Raw genomic sequence first — 16,038 nt, 5'->3', positions numbered from 1 at the left:
GTGAACTCTTTCCGTCACCGGCACCGCTCTGTCTTCCGCATGTTCCGCCTGCCCGCTCTCGCGCTGTTGATCACTGTCGCGGGCTGCTCCTCAGCAGACGACAGCGCGTCGGCGGCGGTTCCCAGTCCGGGCGCGAAGGCCACGGAACTGTGCCGGAACCTGGACAAGGTACTGCCCGCGAAGGTGGACGGTGAGCGTCGCGAGGATCCCGAGCCCGCGTCGGCGCTGACGGCGGGCTGGGGCAGCCCGGCGATCATACTGCGCTGCGGTGTTCCGCAGCCGCCGAAGATGATCGACCCGAAGGTGGCGGACGGACGTGATCCGGACGCGGTCGCCGGGGGTGTGAACGGGGTGGACTGGCTGATGGAGCAGCGAGACGACGGGGGGCACGTCTTCACCACGGCCAACCGGGAGGCGTACGTGGAAGTGCGCGTGCCCAAGGGGCCGGACAGCTCCGGGGTACTGATCGATCTGGCCTCGGCCGTGAAGAAGGCGATCCCCGAGGGGATCGCCTCCTGACACCTCCTGACGCTTGCCGCGACGCGCGGTCGATTCAGCGCAGGCCCGTCGAACGGCGAAGTGCCGCCTGCACCAGGCGGTCCACCAGCTCCGGGTAGGACACCCCGCTCGCCTGCCACATCTGCGGATACATCGAGATGGGCGTGAAGCCGGGCATCGTGTTGATCTCGTTGATCACGAACTCGCCGCCCTCGGTGAGGAAGAAGTCCGCGCGGACCAGGCCCTCGCAGGACGCCGCCTCGAAGGCCTCGACCGCCAGGCGCTGGACCTCGGCCGTCTCCTCGGGCGTCAGCGGCGCGGGCACGATCCCCGGCGTCGAGTCGATGTACTTGGCCTCGAAGTCGTAGTACGCGTGCGCGTCGGGCGGGGGGATCTCGGCGGGGGCGGAGGCCCGGGGGCCGTCCTCGAACTCCAGGACGCCGCACTCGATCTCGCGGCCCCGCAGCGCGGCCTCCACGAGGATCTTCGGGTCGTGCCGCTGGGCCTCGGCGATCGCCTCGTCGAGTCCGGAGAGGTCGTCGACCTTGGTGATGCCGATCGACGAACCGGCGCGCGCGGGCTTCACGAACAGCGGCCAGCCGTGCTCGCCGGCGAAGTCCACGATCTTCTTGCGGGCGGCGGTCTCGTCCCGCTCCCACTCACGCGGGCGGACCACCACGTACGGGCCGACCCCGAGCCCGAAGGAGGTGAACACCCGCTTCATGTACTCCTTGTCCTGGCCGACGGCCGAGGAGAGCACACCCGAACCCACGTACGGGACGCCGGAGAGCTCCAGAAGGCCCTGGAGGGTGCCGTCCTCGCCGTACGGGCCGTGCAGCACCGGGAAGACCACGTCGACCTCGCCGAGCGCCTTGGGAACCGATCCCGGCTCGCTGTAGACGACTTCGCGGTTGGCGGGGTCGACCGGGAGGATCACTCCGCCCTCGTCGGACTCGGCGAGCGCGTCGACGCTCGGCGGGCGCCGGTCGACGATCGCCATCCGCTCCGGTTCGTCCGCCGTGAGCGCCCAACGTCCGTCCTGGGTGATGCCGATCGGCAGGACGTCGTACTTGGTCCGGTCGATGGCCTTGAGGACGGCGCCGGCGGTGACCACGGAGATCCCGTGTTCGGAGCTGCGCCCGCCGAACACGACGGCCACACGCGGCTTGCGAGGCGGCTGCTCGGGGCTCTGGGGGAGGTTCTCGGTGCTCATATCGGGTTGAGAGTACCCGTTGGTAGGACAGGGATACAGCGCCCCCGGCGTCGCGTCGCTCAGCGTCGTTCGGGCTTCGCGCTGCGCGACATCAGCTCCTTGAGGGCCACGACCGGAGGCTTTCCCTCGTGCACGATGTCCACGACCGTCTCGGTGATCGGCATGTCGACTCCGTGCCGGCGGGCCAGATCCAGCACCGACTCGCAGGACTTGACGCCCTCGGCGGTCTGCTTGGTGACCGCGATGGTCTCCTGCAGGGTCATGCCCTTGCCGAGGTTGGTGCCGAAGGTGTGGTTGCGGGACAGCGGCGAGGAGCAGGTGGCCACCAGGTCGCCCAGGCCCGCGAGTCCGGAGAAGGTCAGCGGGTCGGCGCCCAGGGCCATGCCGAGCCGGGTGGTCTCGGCGAGACCGCGGGTGATGAGCGAGCCCTTGGCGTTGTCGCCGAGACCCATGCCGTCCGCGATGCCGACGGCGAGACCGATGACGTTCTTCACCGCGCCGCCGAGTTCGCAGCCGATGACGTCGGTGTTGGTGTACGGGCGGAAGTACGGCGTGTGGCAGGCGGTCTGGAGCCGCCGGGCGACGGCCTCGTCGGTGCAGGCGACCACAGCGGCGGCCGGCATCCGCGCGGCGATCTCCCGGGCCAGGTTGGGCCCGGTGACCACGGCGATGCGGTCCGGGCCGACCTTGGCGACGTCGTCGATGACCTCGCTCATCCGCATCGCGGAGCCGAGTTCGACGCCCTTCATCAGCGACACGAGGACCGTGTTCGGGGCGAGCAGCGGGCTCCACTCGGCGAGGTTGCCGCGCAGGGTCTGCGAGGGGACCGAGAGGACCGTGAAGTCGGCGTCCGCGGCGGCTTCCGCGGGATCCGTGGTGGCCCGTACGTTCTCCGGCAGCTCGACGCCCGGGAAGTAGTCGGGATTGGTGCGGGTGGAGTTGATCGCCTGCACGAGCTCCGGACGGCGCCCCCACAGGGTGACCTCGCACCCTGCGTCGGCGAGCACCATGCCGAACGCCGTACCCCACGAACCGGCGCTCAGCACCGCCGCCTTGACCGGCTTGCTCACTTGCCCAGCCCCTCTTCCTGCGCCGACTGCACCGACTGCACCGATTCCTGCCCGCCCCGCTGTGTCTGCGCCTGGGTGCGGCGCCGCTGTTCGATCCGCTCCCGGCGCGGGTCGTAGGGCGTGGCGGGCGCCTTCTCCCCGCGGATCTCCTCCAGCTGACAGGTGACGGCGGCCATGATGACCTCGGTGGCTTCCTTCAGGAGCTCCGCCGTCATCTCCTGGTCGTAGAAGCGCGTGAGGTCCACGGGCGCTCCGGCGAGCACGCGGTGCGTCTTGCGCGGCAGGAGGTGCGGCTTCTTCGCGTACGGCGGCAGCAGCTCGTTGCAGCCCCACTGGGCGACGGGGATCACCGGGCACTTGGTCTCCAGGGCGACGCGCGCCGCCCCGGTCTTGCCGGTCATGGGCCAGCCTTCCGGATCGCGGGTGAGAGTGCCCTCGGGATAGAAGGCCACGCATTCACCACGGTTCACGGCCTCGATCGCGGCCCGGAATGCGCTGAGCGCGTCCGTGCTCTCGCGGTAGACGGGGATCTGCCCGGTGCCTCGCATCGCTGCCCCGACGAATCCGCTCTTGAAAAGCCCGCTCTTCGCGAGGAATCGCGGGACGCGGCCGGTGTTGTACTGAAAGTGCGCGTAGGCGAAAGGATCGATGTGCGAATTATGGTTCACCGCGGTGATAAATCCACCATCAGCCGGAATGTGCTCGATTCCGCGCCAGTCCCGCCTGAGCAGAACCACCAGCGGCGGTTTGCAGATCACCGCAGCTAGGCGGTACCAGAAGCCGATTCTGCGGCGGGGCACGCGGACACCTTCCTCTAGGGCCTGAAGCGGGGGCCACCGGGGGGCCGCACAAGTGTCGCCCCAGGCCGCCGGTCTGTCGAGAACACCGTACGCCCCGACCCACCCGCCGCCCGATGCCCCGGGTGACAATGACCGCGACAAGAGAGGGACGGAACACCTGTGCAGTGGACGTTGGTCGTACCCCTGAAACCCCTGGCCCAGGCCAAGAGCAGGCTTGCGGACACCGCGGACGACGGGCTGCGGCCGGGCCTGGCGCTCGCCTTCGCCCAGGACACCGTGGCGGCCGCGCTGGCCTGCCCCGCGGTACGGGATGTGGCAGTCGTCACGGACGACGCCCGGGCGGGCCGTGAGCTGGCCGTACTCGGCGCCGCGATCATCCCCGACGAGCCGGGCGGCGGCCTCAACGCCGCTCTCGCGCACGGGGCGGGGATCATGAGGTCCACTCGCCCCGGAAGTCCGGTGGCCGCGCTCAACGCCGATCTGCCGGCACTGCGCCCGCCGGAATTGGCCCGGGTACTCGACGCGGCCGCTGAATTCCCGCGCGCATTCCTCCCGGACGCGGCCGCAATCGGTACGACCCTATTGGCCGCCACCCCGGGCCGTGAATTGCTCCCGGCCTTCGGTACGGATTCCCGGGCCCGGCACAGCGCCTCCGGGGCCGTGGAACTGCGCCTCGCCGACGTGGATTCCGTACGCCAGGACGTGGACACCGGCGACGACCTGCGCGACGCGCTGGCCCTGGGGGTCGGTCCCCATACGGCCGCGGCCGCCGCGCGGTTGCTGATCCCCGGGCAGTAGGCTGCGGCCATGCAGGCGACCGCGTACACGTACGACCCCGAGAGCCGCAGCGGGCAAGTGCTCCTGGACGACGGCACCCCGGTGCCCTTCGACGCTCCGGCGTTCGACGCGGGGGGTCTCAGGCTGCTGCGCCCCGGGCAGCGCGTGCGCATCGAGGTGGAAGGCGCGAAGGACGACCTCAGGATCACTCTGGTGACGCTGCAGACCCTCTGACCTCTGCCGGCACGATCTCTTTCCGAACACGCCGCGGGCCGGACTCCATGCGGGAGTCCGGCCCGTCGCGTGAGTACCCCGGCGCTCTTACTTCTTGCGTGCGGTGGTCTTCTTGGCGGTGGTCTTGCGCGCCGTCGACTTCTTGGCGGGCGCCTTCTTGGCCGTGGCCTTCTTCGCCGGGGCCTTCTTGGCGGTGGTCTTCTTCGCGGCGGTGCTCTTGGCGGTCGCCGTGGTCTTCTTGGCGGGCGCCTTCTTCGCCGTCGTCTTCTTCGCGGCCGCCGTCTTCGTGGTCGCCTTCTTCGCCGTGGTCTTCTTGGCGGTGGTCTTCTTGGCGGCGGTCTTCTTCGCGGCCGCCTTCTTCGCGGCGGCCTTCTTGACCGTCGCGCCGGCACCGCCGGTCAGGCTGCCCTTCGGCGCCTTCTTGACCGAGACCTCGCCACCACGCGGCAGCTTCTTCGAGCCGCTGACCAGGTCCTTGAAGCCCTGACCCGCGCGGAAGCGCGGAACGGAGGTCTTCTTGACCCGAACCCGCTCGCCCGTCTGGGGGTTACGGGCGTACCGGGCCGGCCGGTCGACCTTCTCGAACGAACCGAAGCCGGTGACGGAAACCCGCTCACCCGAGACGACCGCGCGGACGATGGCGTCCAGTACGTGGTCGACAGCATCGGCGGCCTGCTGGCGGCCGCCCATCTTGTCGGCAATCGCTTCTACGAGCTGCGCCTTGTTCACGTCTTCCCCTTCGGAGACATCGCCAGAACGAAAGTGTTCAAGCTTTTTCGCACGTTAGGCAGATATATACCGCAAATCAAACACGAAACGGGCTTCTCACCCTTGTGCCGCAACGAACTCGGCGGTGTCGTCCGGTTCAGCGTTCCTCGTCGGGGAGACGTCCCTCGTCGAGGTCCGCGGTGAACCGTTCCAGCCGCCTTGCCGCGTCGGCGAGATCGTGCTTGGCCGCGGCCGTAATGACCAGCAGCTTCCGGGTCAGCGCCATCCGTACGCCCTCCGGGACTTGCAGTGCGCGCACTCTTGCGTGCGCTTCCTTGAGTTGGCCCGCGACTGCCGCATAGAGCTCGAGTTGGCCGTCGTGTTCCATGCACAGATTGTGCCATCTGGGGCGAGTTGTCGCCTGCGCAGGGGACAACTGCCGCCGCAAACGGCCTTCCGGGCACGCGTGGAAGTCGCGGCTCTTCACCTCGCGTACCCCGGCAACCACCTGCTTAACGCGGGAAGTTGAGCGTCGCGCTCCGGCCGGACAGGGCCGTTCGGGTGCAGACACGGCTGTACCCCCGATCGGGCTGATCGGGGGTACAGAGGGGGTGTTGCGGTGGCCGAAAGTCGCCTTGTTCAGAGGCGGCGGATCGTGCTCCGGATCAGAGCTGGATCGTCTGCGGCTTGAACACGGGGCGCGTCGCCTCGTACGCGGCGATGTCCGACTCGTTCTGGAGGGTGATCGAGATGTCGTCGAGGCCGTTCAGCAGCCTCCAGCGGGAGTTCTCGTCCAGCTCGAACGAGGCGGTGACGCCCTCGGCGCGCACCTCGCGGGCGACCAGGTCGACGGTGATCTCGGCCTGCGGGTCCTTCTCGGCGAGCTCCATCAGCGCGTCCACGATCTTCTGCTCCAGAACGACCGTGAGCAGGCCGTTCTTGAGCGAGTTGCCGCGGAAGATATCGGCGAAGCGGGAGGAGATCACGGCCTTGAAGCCGTAGTTCTGCAGCGCCCAGACGGCGTGCTCACGGGAGGAGCCGGTGCCGAAGTCGGGGCCGGCGACCAGGACGGTCGCGCCCTGCCGCTCGGGCTGGTTGAGCACGAACGTCTCGTCCTTGCGCCAGGCCTCGAACAGCCCGTCCTCGAACCCGTCGCGCGTGACCTTCTTGAGCCAGTGGGCGGGGATGATCTGGTCGGTGTCGACGTTGCTGCGGCGCAGCGGGACGGCCCGGCCGGTGTGGGTGGTGAAGGCTTCCATGGTTCTCAGACTCCAGCGGGCGTACGGTCGTCGGCGGCGGACAGGTCGGCCGGGGAGGCCAGGTGGCCCAGGACGGCGGTCGCGGCCGCGACCTGCGGCGACACCAGGTGCGTACGGCCGCCCTTGCCCTGCCGGCCCTCGAAGTTGCGGTTGGAGGTGGACGCGGAGCGCTCACCCGGGGCCAGCTGGTCGGGGTTCATGCCCAGACACATCGAGCAGCCCGCGTGCCGCCATTCGGCGCCGGCGTCCTTGAAGACGACGTCCAGACCCTCGGAAACGGCCTGCAGACCGACCCGCGCGGAGCCCGGGACGACCAGCATCCGTACGCCGTCGGCGACTTTGCGGTCCTTGACGATCTCGGCCGCGGCCCGCAGGTCCTCGATGCGGCCGTTGGTGCAGGAGCCTACGAAGACGGTGTCCACCTTGATGGAGCGCAGCGGCTGCCCCGCCTCCAACCCCATGTACTCCAGGGCCTTTTCGGCGGCGAAGCGCTCCGATGCGTCTTCGTACGAAGCAGGGTCGGGGACGGACGCCGAAAGGGGTGCGCCCTGGCCGGGGTTGGTGCCCCAGGTGACGAACGGCGCCAGCTCGGTGGCGTCGATGACGACCTCGGCGTCGAACTCGGCGTCCTCGTCCGTCCTGAGCGTCTTCCAGTACTCGACGGCCGCGTCCCAGTCGGCGCCCTCGGGGGCGTGCGGACGGCCCTGGAGGTACGCGAAGGTGGTCTCGTCCGGGGCGATCATGCCCGCGCGGGCACCGGCCTCGATCGACATGTTGCAGATGGTCATGCGGGACTCCATCGAGAGCTTCTCGATGGCCTCGCCGCGGTACTCCAGGACGTAGCCCTGGCCGCCGCCGGTGCCGATCTTCGCGATGATCGCCAGGATCAGGTCCTTGGCGGTGACGCCGTCGGGCAGTTCGCCGTTGACCGTGATCGCCATGGTCTTGGGGCGGGACATCGGCAGCGTCTGGGTGGCCAGCACGTGCTCCACCTGGGAGGTGCCGATGCCGAACGCCAGCGCGCCGAAGGCGCCGTGCGTGGAGGTGTGCGAGTCGCCGCAGACGACGGTGGTGCCGGGCTGGGTCAGACCCAGCTGCGGGCCGACGACGTGCACGACGCCCTGCTCGACGTCGCCCAGCGGGTGCAGGCGCACGCCGAACTCGGCGGCGTTCTTGCGCAGCGTCTCCAGCTGGACCCGGGAGACCGGGTCGGCGATGGGCTTGTCGATGTCGAGGGTGGGGGTGTTGTGGTCCTCGGTGGCGATGGTGAGGTCGAGGCGCCGCACCTTGCGGCCGCTCTTGCGAAGGCCGTCGAAGGCCTGCGGGCTGGTCACCTCGTGCAGCAGGTGCAGATCGATGAAGAGAAGGTCGGGCTCGCCCTCGGCGCGCCGGACGACATGGTCGTCCCAGACTTTCTCCGCGAGTGTCCTACCCATCGCTGTTCCCTCCGGCCGACGACGATCCGACGGCCCAACTAGAGATCTTGAGGAGGCGGGCCCGCGCCCCTGGATTCCGCGCATCCGCCGCCAGGCCCGTACGTCACGGGCCGTTGTGACTTCGTGTCTTCCAGAGTGGCGGGTTCCACGGAAAATTGAACTTGCGTTTCACAGAGTGAGACGCGAGTATCGTTTCATGGACAACAGTAGCGGCGTCGGCGTTCTGGACAAGGCGGCCCTCGTCCTGAGCGCTCTGGAGTCCGGTCCGGCCACCCTCGCGGGCCTGGTCGGTGCCACCGGACTGGCACGACCCACGGCCCACCGCCTGGCCGTGGCCCTGGAACACCACCGCATGGTGGCGCGTGACATGCAGGGCCGTTTCATTCTCGGCCCCCGCCTGGCAGAACTTGCCGCGGCCGCGGGTGAGGACCGTCTCCTCGCCACCGCCGGCCCGGTGCTCACCCACGTCCGTGACATCACGGGCGAGAGCGCGCAGCTCTACCGCCGGCAGGGCGACATGCGTATCTGCGTCGCCGCGGCGGAGCGCCTGTCCGGCCTGAGGGACACGGTCCCGGTCGGCTCGACGCTCACGATGAAGGCCGGCTCCTCGGCGCAGATCCTGCTGGCCTGGGAGGAGCCGGAGCGGCTGCACCGGGGCCTGCAAGGGGCCCGCTTCACGGCGACGGCCCTGTCGGGCGTAAGGCGCCGGGGCTGGGCCCAGTCGATCGGCGAGCGCGAGCCGGGCGTCGCGTCCGTCTCCGCGCCGGTGCGGGGGCCGTCGAACCGTGTGGTGGCGGCCGTGTCGGTGTCCGGGCCGATCGAGCGGCTGACGCGTCACCCGGGGCGGATGCATGCGCAGGCTGTGATCGATGCGGCCGGGCGCCTCTCCGAGGCGCTGCGACGGACTGGCTGAACCGACGAGGCGTTCCTCGGGGAAGGCCGGCCTCAACGCCGCGGCAGGCTTTCCCCGACTCAGCGCCATGACGGGGGCGGTTTCGTCGTCGAGCGCGGGCCGTCAGTAGTTGTTCGCGCAGTTCCCCGCGCCCCTGGGGCATACGCAGAAGGCCCCTCACCGAGGTGAGGGGCCTTCGTGGTGTGTACCCCCGACCGGATTCGAACCGGCGCTACCGCCTTGAGAGGGCGGCGTGCTAGGCCGCTACACAACGGGGGCGTGGAGCCTGCAAGCGTTTAGTACTGCACCGCTGCAGGTCCGAGCTGGTCTACCTGGACTCGAACCAAGACTAACTGAACCAGAATCAGCCGTGCTGCCAATTACACCATAGACCAATGTGGTTTAGACCAGTCAGTACCCCCGACCGGATTCGAACCGGCGCTACCGCCTTGAGAGGGCGGCGTGCTAGGCCGCTACACAACGGGGGCCCTAGCAGTTCCGAGATGATCGTCGACCCTTCGGAACCCTGTACCCCCGACCGGATTCGAACCGGCGCTACCGCCTTGAGAGGGCGGCGTGCTAGGCCGCTACACAACGGGGGCCTTGCAGATGAGCTCTGCGAGCTGGCCTACCTGGACTCGAACCAAGACTAACTGAACCAGAATCAGTCGTGCTGCCAATTACACCATAGGCCACTGGAACGCAAGCCCCCGAGGGGGTTTTTGTTCTAGTTGTGCGCCTGGGGTTCCGGCCTTCCGGCCCGGCCCCGCGGCGCAGGAAGAACATTACCTGAAGGTGGACGGGGCTCCAAAACGACTATCCGGGCCGAGCAGTGAGGGCAGTTCGGCGAGGGAGGCGATGCGGTGCGGGCCGACGGGCGGCTCGATCGTGGCGTACCTGCCGCCGCGGTCGATCCACACCGACAGCAGCCCGGCGTCGGCGGCGCCCCGCCCGTCGATCTCCGGGTGGTCACCGACGTAGGCGACCTGGTGGGGCGGTAGATCGAGGGCCGTGCAGGCGGCGAGGAACGCGCCGGCCTCGGGCTTGGAGACGCCGAGCTCGGCCGCGCACAGGATGCTCTCGAAGCGGTCGTGGACACCGAGGACTCGCAGCTTGTGGTCCTGGACGTGGATGCTGGAGTTGGAGAGCACGGCGTGCCGGTGGCTGGCGGCGAGGGCGTCGAGGACGGGCAGGACGTCCGGGAAGAGGGTCCAGACCTCCTCGTAGTGGTCGCGGTAGCGCCGGAACCACGCGTCGGCCTCGGCGTCGGTCAGGTCCCGGCCCAGGAACACCCGTACGCGGTCGCGTCGCTGGGCCTCGAAGGTGGCCTCCCCGGCCGCGAAGCGCGCCCATTGCAGGTCGGTGATCTCCCGCCAGCGGGCGAGGGCCTGGTCGACGGTGTCGTAGTCGTCGAGCAGGCCCTCGGTCGTCAGATGGGCGCGCATGCCGAGGCGGTCGGCGGTGGTGTAGTCGAAGAGGGTGTCGTCGACGTCCCAGACCACGGCTCGGATGCTCATGGTCCGACCGTACCCACCGCGGGGCGCGCTCAGCCCAGGTTCATCGTGCCGGAGAGCGTGAGGTCCGGTCCCTGGTTGTCGCGGGGGTGGGCGGTGAGCTTCCAGGTGTAGCCGCCGGACGGGGCCCCGGCGCCGGTGGCGGTGGTGCCGTCCCAGGCGGGGCGTACGGCGGCTCCGGTGGAGGTGCCGGTCAGGGTGCGGACGGCGGTGCCGGAGGCCGTGGTCAGGGTCAGGGTCCAGGTGGACGGCTTGTTCAGCTGCCAGACCGGCGACCAGGGGAACGATCTGCCGATCACGGACGGCGAGTAGACCTGGGCCTCCGTCTGCGCGAGCGGTGAGGTGGGGACGCCGCTGGGGACGATCGACACCTCGCCGTACGTGCCGTTGAGGTAGGCGATGTGGCCGCCGAAGCGGTCGACGGCCCAGCGGCCGTTGCTGCCGCCGGTGTTCTGGTCCGTGGCCGGCAGCCTGACCAGGGTGCGGGTGGTCGCCGTGCCGGTGTGGAAGTCGGTGAGCAGCAGGTCGTGGGTGGTGCGGTTCTCGCGGAGCAGGAAGCCGTCGGCGAGGCGGGCCGGGCCGATGTCGGCCGGGACCGTGATCCTGCGGTTCGTGGCCCGGTCGTAGACGCCCGCTGAGCTGCCGCAGGACCAGTACAGCCAGGTGTTGACGGCCTGGATGTCGGTGGGGGTGCAGGGGGCGCCGGTGGCGATGGTGGTGGTCGTCCCGGTCTTGAGGTTGCGGCCGGTGACCGCGCCCTGGGTGCTGCCCGGGGCCCACAGGGTCTGGCCCCAGACCGCGGCGGCGGTGCGGTCGCGGGTGAGGGTGGTCGTGCCGCTGGTCGCGGCGCGCGGGAAGTCGGTGATCCGCTGGGTGCCGGAGCCGCCGTTGTAGAGCACGTAGCGGCCGCTGCCGCCGGCGAGGCGGCCCGCGGAGTCGCCGTCCGTGGGGGCGTTGACGACGGTGGTGGTGTCGAGGCCGACGTTCAGGACCGCTTCCCTGCCGTCGGTGTCGGTCCACAGGGAGGCGACGCGGCCGTCGCCCAGGGCCTCCAGCTGGGGGCAGGCGGCGTCGCCGGTGAGGCAGCGGGGCGCTGCCAGACCCGGGCTGCGGCGGGTCTGGGAGCCGGTGGGCTTGCCGGCGGCGTCCAGTTGGAAGCTGTTGTACCGGTGGGAGCCGCCAGGCGTGGTGCCGTAGAGGAACAACTCGCCGCCGGCGACGGCCAGTCCCTCCACTCCGGTCGAGAAGGCGGGGACCTGGGCCACCTTGGTGGTGGTGAGGCCGCCGTTGCCGGTGGGGGTGATGCGGTGGATGTTCCAGTCGAGGCTGGAGGGTCCGGCGGTGGCGAGGGCGCCGCCGTCCAGGGACGGGCCGATTCCGCCGAACGACGAGCCGAGGACGGTGCTGGTGGCGCCGGTGACGAGGGAGCGGGCGGTCAGCGCGGCCTCGGTGCCGCCCAGCACGAAGGTCGGGTTGCCGAGCAGGAGTTGGTCGCCCACGACGGCTTCGAGCTGGGCGTCGGTCCTGGTGAGGGCGGTGGGCTCGGCGCCGGGTTCGGCGTCCACCCGGATCACCTTCCAGTCGGCGACCAGCCAGCGGTCGTTGAAGGCGAGCTGCGGGGTGGCCTCGTCGCTGGTGACGTACGTGCGGAAGGCGCCGTCGGCCAGGTCGACCAGGCCCACGGAGGTCTTGTCGTCCAGCACGTACACGATCGCGAGACGGCCGACCGAGCCGCCGGTGCGGTAGGAGACGGGGCGGGCGCCCGTCGGGAAGCCGGTGACCGGGGTGTCCGTGGTGGTGCCGTCGGCGGCGGCGCGCAGCACGTGCAGGGCGCCCGTGCCGTCCATGGTGAGCACGCTCCAGCCGACGGTGGCCCGGACGGCGTGGCCGGAGGGGATCGTGACGGTGGCGGTGACGCCCGTGGAGCGGTGCTTCTGCATGACCGTCTGGCCCGAGCGGGTGTTCACGACGTCGGTGCCGCCGACCAGGTCGTCCGGGCCGGCATGGGCGGGCGGGACCGCGTCGGGGTAGTCCACCGTGGTGACCGAGGTGGTTCCCGGCCGGTACTGGAAGCCGGAGGCGCCGGCCCACGGGTAGTCGACGGTCACGCGCTTCTCGGTGACGAGCCGGACCGTGCCCACCGGCTCCCCTGCGTCGGGTGCCGCCTGCGCGGGTGCGGTCAGTACGGTGCAGGACAGGGCCACCACCCCGCCGACGGCCGCGTGGACGAGTCTTCGTGAACGGCTCATGTTCTCTCCCCCGGTACCAGGGCGCACACGCGCACCGTGTGCACGAGGGACATCCAATGTCCCCTCGGGGAGCCGGAGTCGGCCGGAAGGGTGAACTCCGGGTGACGGCTGGGCGGACACGACGAGGGCGGCGTCCGAAGCGGACGCCGCCCTCATGGCGGGTGGTGCGTTACGCGGCCAGCTTCGCCAGCGCCGCGTCGATCCGGGCCAGGGTCTGCTCCTTGCCCAGGACCTCCAGGGACTCGAACAGCGGCAGGCCGACCGTGCGGCCGGTGACGGCGACACGGACGGGGGCCTGGGCCTTGCCGAGCTTGAGGCCGTGGGTCTCACCGGCGGCCAGGACGGCCTCCTTCAGCGACTCGGCGGAGGTCCAGTCGGCGGCCTCCAGCTTCTCGCGGGCGGTGCGCAGGAGGGCGTCCGAGCCTTCCTTCATGGCCTTGGTCCAGCTGGCCTCGTCCACCGCCGGCTCCGGCAGGAACAGGAAGTCGACGTTGTCGGTGATCTCGGAGAGCACCTTGAGGCGGGTCTGCGCGTGGGGCGCGATGGCCTGCCACTTCGCCTCGTCGAAGGCCTCCGGGGCCCAGGGGGCGAACGGGGCCCGCAGCCACGGGGCGCAGCGCTCCGTGAAGTCCTTCACGTCCAGCAGGCGGATGTGGTCGCTGTTGATGGCCTCGCACTTCTTCAGGTCGAAGCGGGCCGGGTTGGGGTTCACGTCGGAGATCTCGAACGCCGCGATCATCTCGTCGATCGAGAAGACGTCCTGGTCGGCCGAGAGGGACCAGCCGAGCAGGGAGAGGTAGTTGAGCAGGCCCTCGGGGAGGAAGCCGCGCTCCCGGTAGAGGTTAAGGGACGACTGCGGGTCGCGCTTGGAGAGCTTCTTGTTGCCCTCGCCCATGACGTAGGGCAGGTGCCCGAAGGAGGGGATCTCCTTGGCGATGCCCAGCTCGGTCAGCGCCTTGTACAGCGCGATCTGGCGCGGGGTGGAGGAGAGCAGGTCCTCGCCGCGCAGGACGTGGGTGATCTCCATCAGGGCGTCGTCGACCGGGTTGACCAGCGTGTAGAGCGGGGCGCCGTTGGCGCGGACGATGCCGTAGTCCGGGACGTTCTCCGGGGTGAAGGTCAGCTCGCCGCGGACCAGGTCCGTGAAGGTGATCGTCTCGTCGGGCATCCGGAAGCGGACGATCGGCTCCCGGCCCTGGGCCTGGTACTCCTCGACCTGGGCGTCGGTCAGCTCGCGGCAGTGGCCGTCGTAACCGGAGGGCTTGCCGGCGGCGCGGGCGGCCTCGCGGCGGGTGTCCAGCTCGTCCTGGGAGCAGTAGCAGCGGTAGGCGTGGCCGGCGTCGAGCAGCTTGGCCGCGACGTCCTTGTACAGGTCCATGCGCTGCGACTGGCGGTAGGGCGCGTGCGGGCCGCCGACCTCGGGGCCCTCGTCCCAGTCGAAGCCCAGCCAGCGCATCGAGTCGAGCAGCTGGGTGTACGACTCCTCGGAGTCGCGGGCCGCGTCGGTGTCCTCGATGCGGAAGACCAGCGTGCCCTGGTGGTGCTTGGCGAACGCCCAGTTGAACAGGGCGGTGCGCACCAGGCCCACGTGGGGGTTACCGGTGGGCGACGGACAGAAACGGACGCGTACGGGAGTGCCGGGTGCGCTAGCCACGCTTGACAACCTTGTTGGTGAGAGTGCCGATGCCTTCGATGGTGACGGCGACCTCGTCGCCGACGTTCAGGGGGCCGACCCCAGCCGGGGTGCCCGTGAGGATCACGTCGCCGGGGAGCAGCGTCATGGCCTCGGAGATGTTGACGATCAGATCCTCGATGGAGTGGATCATCTCGCTCGTACGGCCCAGCTGGCGCTGCTGGCCGTTGACCGTGAGCTGGATGGTGAGGTCGGCCGGGTCCAGGTCCGTCTCCACCCAGGGGCCGAGCGGGCAGGAGGAGTCGAAGCCCTTGGCACGGGCCCACTGCTTCTCGCGCCGCTGGACGTCGCGGGCGGTGATGTCGTTGGCGCAGGTGTAACCGAAGATCACATCCCGGACGCGCTCGCGCGGGACCTCGCGGCACATCCGGCCGATGACCACGGCCAGCTCGGCCTCGTGGTGCACCTCCTCGGAGAAGGAGGGGTACTGGATGTCGTCGCCGGGGCCGATCACCGAGGTGGAGGGCTTGAAGAAGGCGAAGGGGGCGTCGGGGACCTCGTTGCCGAGTTCCCTGGCGTGCTCGGCGTAGTTGCGGCCGAAGGCCACGACCTTGTTGGGGAGCACCGGCGGCAGCAGCCTGACCTTGCTCACCGGCACCTTCGTACCGGAGAGTTCGAAGTCCGCGAACGGGATGCCCTTGATGATGTCCAGGACGAGTTCGTCCTGCTTCTCGCCCTCGATGGCGCCGAAGGCGACGTTCCCGTCGATGGAGAATCTGGCGATGCGCACGGGTTGCTTGGCCCCTTGACTGAAGCGGCTGGAGTCTGACGCTCCAGGCTAACGCGGGCGGGTGTCCGCGCCGTGCTCATGCTGAAGGGCGCCCCCCGCCGTCGGAGGGCGCCCTCGATGTTCGTGTCCCGGCGCCTTGAGCAGTCGGCGGCCGGTGCGCGTACTACCTGGTGTCACACCGCGGCCGCGGCGGCCGCGACGGGTACCTCGGTGAGGATGGTGCGCTTGGGGTTGGCGGTCTGGGCGGGGAGTTCGACGCGGTGCTCCGGCTGCTCCGGCGTCTGCAGTTCGTCGGCGTCGTCCAAGTGCGCCAGCGTCGTGCGTCGCGGGTTGGCGATCTTGTGGAACATCGTCGTCGTCTTCACTGTTTACTTGCACCCTGTCCTGTGACGGGCGCCGGGCGGGTCCATGGACCTCGCACCGGGCGCGGGTTGTCGGTTTTGCCATCTCTGTAAAGCGTCAGGCTAAACACGGGATTCCCGGCCCAATCGCGGAGGGGCCATGATCAGCATGTGAGTTTCCTCACGAATCAGAGTCCGAATCGGTCAATCCGGACTCATGCCCCACCCCCATAAAGCGGACATTGACTCTCTGAAGCCATCATTCCGCTCCTGATCATGGAGATTGGGACACCCTTTACGGGCCGACGACTCGCGGGGTTACGTCCGAAATGGACGAACTCACTTTCTACGTCCGGTGATCCGGCCCTCACGTGGTGTCACCTATGTCACGGCCTGGCCTACGGGCCTTGTTGGAGATCCTGTGCTGTGCTGGAATCTCACGGACCGCCGCAGGATCGAGCCGGCGCACAGGGGGCGCACAGACGCGCCGAGCGGCGGCGAGAAGGGGGAGCCAGCGCCGGTCACTCACGACCACCACGGGGGCGTACTCAGGGCGTCCCCAGAACGCCGACACCGTGCCCCGCCGCTTTACGGCGAAGGGGTGCCTGGTCCAGAGGTTGCGAC

General features: G+C 69.8%; 16 protein-coding genes and 5 tRNA genes. 4 read left to right on the top strand and 17 right to left on the bottom strand.

Going from position 1 to position 16,038, the window contains the following annotated elements:
• On the top strand, positions 1-519 hold the full coding sequence (locus ACZ6I3_RS28210) for a DUF3515 domain-containing protein (RefSeq protein WP_469418381.1): 519 nt from the start codon (positions 1-3) through the stop codon (positions 517-519).
• Positions 520-553: 34 nt separating this feature from the next.
• Here ACZ6I3_RS28210 and ACZ6I3_RS28205 read toward each other — a convergent pair whose 3' ends face one another.
• Genes ACZ6I3_RS28205 through ACZ6I3_RS28195 form a run of 3 tightly spaced genes read right to left on the bottom strand, consistent with a single transcriptional unit; the run spans position 554 to position 3,581 of the window.
• Positions 554-1,711 (bottom strand): D-alanine--D-alanine ligase family protein, encoded by a 1,158-nt coding sequence (locus tag ACZ6I3_RS28205; RefSeq protein ID WP_469418379.1) that lies wholly within the window; start codon positions 1,709-1,711, stop codon positions 554-556.
• Between the two features lie 59 nt (positions 1,712-1,770).
• Positions 1,771-2,781 carry an NAD(P)H-dependent glycerol-3-phosphate dehydrogenase gene (locus ACZ6I3_RS28200; protein ID WP_469418378.1) on the bottom strand — a complete coding sequence of 337 codons (1,011 nt, stop codon included), beginning with the start codon at positions 2,779-2,781 and terminating at the stop codon, positions 1,771-1,773.
• On the bottom strand, positions 2,778-3,581 hold the full coding sequence (locus ACZ6I3_RS28195) for a lysophospholipid acyltransferase family protein (protein ID WP_469418377.1): 804 nt from the start codon (positions 3,579-3,581) through the stop codon (positions 2,778-2,780). Before ACZ6I3_RS28195 ends, ACZ6I3_RS28200 begins: the two co-directional genes overlap by 4 nt.
• A gap of 159 nt (positions 3,582-3,740) precedes the next feature.
• On the opposite strand from ACZ6I3_RS28195, the gene cofC reads away from it, so the two are divergent.
• Both cofC and ACZ6I3_RS28185 read left to right on the top strand, forming a co-directional pair.
• Positions 3,741-4,379: a 2-phospho-L-lactate guanylyltransferase gene (gene cofC, locus ACZ6I3_RS28190; protein ID WP_469418375.1), complete on the top strand. Its 639-nt coding sequence runs from the start codon at positions 3,741-3,743 to the stop codon at positions 4,377-4,379.
• A 9-nt stretch (positions 4,380-4,388) separates the two neighbouring features.
• The gene (locus ACZ6I3_RS28185; protein ID WP_184598572.1) at positions 4,389-4,592 is read left to right on the top strand and encodes a hypothetical protein; all 204 of its coding nucleotides are present in this window, start codon (positions 4,389-4,391) and stop codon (positions 4,590-4,592) included.
• 87 nt (positions 4,593-4,679) lie between these two features.
• On the opposite strand, the gene ACZ6I3_RS28180 is transcribed toward ACZ6I3_RS28185, so the two are convergent.
• The 4 genes from ACZ6I3_RS28180 to leuC form a co-directional block, all read right to left on the bottom strand.
• Positions 4,680-5,321, bottom strand: coding sequence for an HU family DNA-binding protein (locus ACZ6I3_RS28180; protein WP_469418373.1), 642 nt, complete (start codon positions 5,319-5,321; stop codon positions 4,680-4,682).
• Between the two features lie 136 nt (positions 5,322-5,457).
• On the bottom strand, positions 5,458-5,688 hold the full coding sequence (locus ACZ6I3_RS28175; RefSeq protein ID WP_359757513.1) for an SCO5555 family protein: 231 nt from the start codon (positions 5,686-5,688) through the stop codon (positions 5,458-5,460).
• A gap of 277 nt (positions 5,689-5,965) precedes the next feature.
• Positions 5,966-6,559: a 3-isopropylmalate dehydratase small subunit gene (leuD, locus tag ACZ6I3_RS28170; RefSeq protein WP_469418371.1), complete on the bottom strand. Its 594-nt coding sequence runs from the start codon at positions 6,557-6,559 to the stop codon at positions 5,966-5,968.
• 5 nt (positions 6,560-6,564) lie between these two features.
• A complete protein-coding gene (gene leuC, locus ACZ6I3_RS28165) occupies positions 6,565-7,995 on the bottom strand; it encodes a 3-isopropylmalate dehydratase large subunit (protein ID WP_469418369.1) in 1,431 nt (476 codons plus the stop codon).
• Positions 7,996-8,191: 196 nt separating this feature from the next.
• Here leuC and ndgR point away from each other — a divergent pair, with 196 nt between their 5' ends.
• Entirely contained in the window at positions 8,192-8,908 is a 717-nt protein-coding gene (gene ndgR, locus ACZ6I3_RS28160; RefSeq protein ID WP_184598579.1) for an IclR family transcriptional regulator NdgR, read from the top strand.
• 185 nt (positions 8,909-9,093) lie between these two features.
• On the opposite strand, the gene ACZ6I3_RS28155 is transcribed toward ndgR, so the two are convergent.
• From ACZ6I3_RS28155 to ACZ6I3_RS28110, 10 genes are all read right to left on the bottom strand, one after another.
• Positions 9,094-9,166 (bottom strand) — tRNA-Glu (locus ACZ6I3_RS28155).
• Between the two features lie 44 nt (positions 9,167-9,210).
• Positions 9,211-9,282: transfer RNA gene (locus ACZ6I3_RS28150), tRNA-Gln, on the bottom strand.
• 20 nt (positions 9,283-9,302) lie between these two features.
• Positions 9,303-9,375, bottom strand: a tRNA-Glu gene (locus ACZ6I3_RS28145).
• 41 nt (positions 9,376-9,416) lie between these two features.
• Positions 9,417-9,489: transfer RNA gene (locus ACZ6I3_RS28140), tRNA-Glu, on the bottom strand.
• Between the two features lie 21 nt (positions 9,490-9,510).
• Positions 9,511-9,582 (bottom strand) — tRNA-Gln (locus ACZ6I3_RS28135).
• A 90-nt stretch (positions 9,583-9,672) separates the two neighbouring features.
• The gene (locus ACZ6I3_RS28130; RefSeq protein ID WP_469418367.1) at positions 9,673-10,404 is read right to left on the bottom strand and encodes an HAD family hydrolase; all 732 of its coding nucleotides are present in this window, start codon (positions 10,402-10,404) and stop codon (positions 9,673-9,675) included.
• A 29-nt stretch (positions 10,405-10,433) separates the two neighbouring features.
• Positions 10,434-12,650, bottom strand: a complete 2,217-nt coding sequence (locus tag ACZ6I3_RS28125; RefSeq protein WP_469418365.1) for a FlgD immunoglobulin-like domain containing protein — start codon at positions 12,648-12,650, stop codon at positions 10,434-10,436.
• 169 nt (positions 12,651-12,819) lie between these two features.
• Positions 12,820-14,304 (bottom strand): glutamate--tRNA ligase, encoded by a 1,485-nt coding sequence (gene gltX, locus ACZ6I3_RS28120; RefSeq protein ID WP_469418364.1) that lies wholly within the window; start codon positions 14,302-14,304, stop codon positions 12,820-12,822.
• Positions 14,297-15,073, bottom strand: a complete 777-nt coding sequence (locus ACZ6I3_RS28115) for a fumarylacetoacetate hydrolase family protein (RefSeq protein WP_189727922.1) — start codon at positions 15,071-15,073, stop codon at positions 14,297-14,299. The genes gltX and ACZ6I3_RS28115 overlap by 8 nt, the downstream gene beginning before the upstream one ends.
• Positions 15,074-15,246: 173 nt before the next feature.
• On the bottom strand, positions 15,247-15,438 hold the full coding sequence (locus ACZ6I3_RS28110) for a hypothetical protein (protein ID WP_184598748.1): 192 nt from the start codon (positions 15,436-15,438) through the stop codon (positions 15,247-15,249).
• Positions 15,439-16,038 lie beyond the last annotated feature (600 nt).

The sequence above is a fragment of the Streptomyces sp. NPDC041940 genome (assembly GCF_055589465.1).
This window is presented reverse-complemented; position numbering and strand designations above follow the sequence as displayed.